At 29.6% G+C, this 2,297-nt stretch carries 2 protein-coding genes; both read left to right on the forward strand.

Translation table 11 applies throughout. The features are described 5' to 3' along the window. Positions 1-10 precede the first annotated feature (10 nt). A complete protein-coding gene (gene nrdD / locus WAO56_RS01610) occupies positions 11-2,131 on the forward strand; it encodes an anaerobic ribonucleoside-triphosphate reductase (RefSeq protein WP_422146208.1) in 2,121 nt (706 codons plus the stop codon). Between the two features lies 1 nt (position 2,132). Beyond that, positions 2,133-2,297: 4Fe-4S cluster-binding domain-containing protein (locus WAO56_RS01615; RefSeq protein WP_422146209.1), on the forward strand; the 165-nt coding region annotated here is incomplete at its 3' end.

Here is a 2,297-nt window from a genome sequence, read left to right on the forward strand (position 1 = left end):
GGGTGATAAAATGAATGTAATTAAAAGAGATGGAAATATTGTAGAATTTAATAAAAATAAAATAGTATCTGCTATAAAAAAAGCAATGAACAGTAGTACTGGAGTTTATGAAGAAAATCTAGCTGAAAAAATCGCTGATGAAATAGAGGATTTTTCTAAAACTACTGGAAGAACTTTAACTATTACAGATATTGAAGATCAGGTATATTATAAATTAATACAAAATAATAATCCTGCAACTGCTAGGGCCTATGAAAATTATAAGGCAGTTCAAACTTATAAAAGAGAGAGCAATACTACAGATGCTAGTATAATAGGATTATTAAATACTGAAAATTCAGAATTAATGAGTGAGAATTCAAATAAAAATGCTTATATAGCTTCAACACAAAGGGATTTAATAGCAGGGGAAGTTTCAAAGGATATTGCTAAAAGAAAAATCATCCCAACGGATTTAATTCAAGCTCATGACGAAGGTGCAATACATATACATGATATGGACTATATTATTCAACCTATGTTTAATTGCTGTTTAGTAAACATGAAGGATATGTTGGATAATGGAACTGTAGTTAATGGAAAGATGATAGAATCACCAAAATCTTTTCAAGTAGCTTGTAATGTAATGACACAAATTATAGCCCAAATTGCAAGTAACCAGTATGGCGGACAAAGTATTGACATTAGGTGTTTAGGAAAATATTTAAGAAGAAGCTATGAAAAGAACTTAAATTTAGCATTAGAAACTATTGGGGATATAAAATTAGCTGAGAAAATGGCTGATAAAATGACTAAAAAAGATTTAGAGTCAGGTATACAAACAATCCAATATCAAATTAATACCTTAATGACCAGTAATGGACAAGCACCATTTGTAACATTATTTATGCATGTAGTTGAGGGAGATCAATACGAAAAAGAAACAGCTATGATAGTGGAAGAAATCCTAAAACAAAGAATTCAAGGTATTAAAAATGAAGTTGGAGTTTATGTAACACCAGCATTCCCTAAATTAATATATGTTCTTGATGAAAACAATATTTATGAAGATAGTAAATATTATTATTTAACAAGTCTTTCAATTAGATGTACTGCAAAAAGAATGTATCCAGACTATATTTCCGCTAAGAAAATGAGAGAAAATTATGAAGGAAATGTATTTAGTCCAATGGGATGTAGGGCATTTTTATCACCATGGCAAGATGAAAATGGAATCTATCAATTTGATGGAAGATTCAATATGGGAGTTGTTACAATTAATTTACCTCAAATAGGTATATTAGCAGGGGGAAATGAAAGTAAATTCTTCCAAATCTTAGATAAAAGACTTGAATTATGTAAAAAAGTTTGTATGTTAAGATATGAATTATTACAAAAAGCAAATAGTGACTCTTCACCTATACATTGGCAACATGGAGCAATAGCTAGACTAGGTAAACACGAGCCTATTTCAAAACTATTAACAAACGGATATGCTACAGTAACATTAGGATATATTGGAGTATATGAAGCGACTCTTTTAACAACAGGGGAAAGCCATACATCTGAAAAAGGTGAAGAATTTGCATTGAAGATTATGGATCGTTTAAACGAAAAAATAGCTCAATGGAAAAGGGAAACAGGACTTGGTTTTGCCTTATATGGTACTCCAGCAGAAAGTTTAACTCATAGATTTAATTCAATAGATAGAAAGAGATTTGGAGTTATTAAAGATGTAACAGATAAGGGTTACTATATAAATAGTTTTCATGTTGATGTTAGAGAGGAAATAGATGCTTTTAATAAATTTAAATTTGAAGCTAAATTTCAAGATAGATCAAAAGGTGGATGTATTTCATATATAGAAATTCCAAATATGGCTCATAATTTAGAAGCCTTGGAAACAATGGTAAAATATATATATGATAATATAACTTATGCGGAATTTAATACTAAATCCGATTTTTGCCAAGTATGTGGCTTTGATGGAGAAATAACCCTAAATGAAAACAATGAATGGGAATGTCCTCAATGTGGAAACAAAGACACAGCTAAAATGAATGTAACAAGAAGAACTTGTGGTTATTTAGGTGAAAACTTCTGGAATGAAGGTAGAACAAAAGAAATAAAAGATAGGGTATTACACATATAAAATGAGATATGCACAAATTAGAGAATTTGATGTAGCAAATGGACCAGGTGTTAGAACAACAATATTTGTAACAGGATGTACCTTAGGTTGTAAAAATTGTTTTAATAAGGAATATCAAGATTTTAACTATGGTGATATTTGGACTGAAAATCAGACTAATCAAATA

It is taken from the genome of Miniphocaeibacter sp., assembly GCF_049276255.1.
GTDB lineage: Bacteria > Bacillota > Clostridia > Tissierellales > Peptoniphilaceae > Miniphocaeibacter.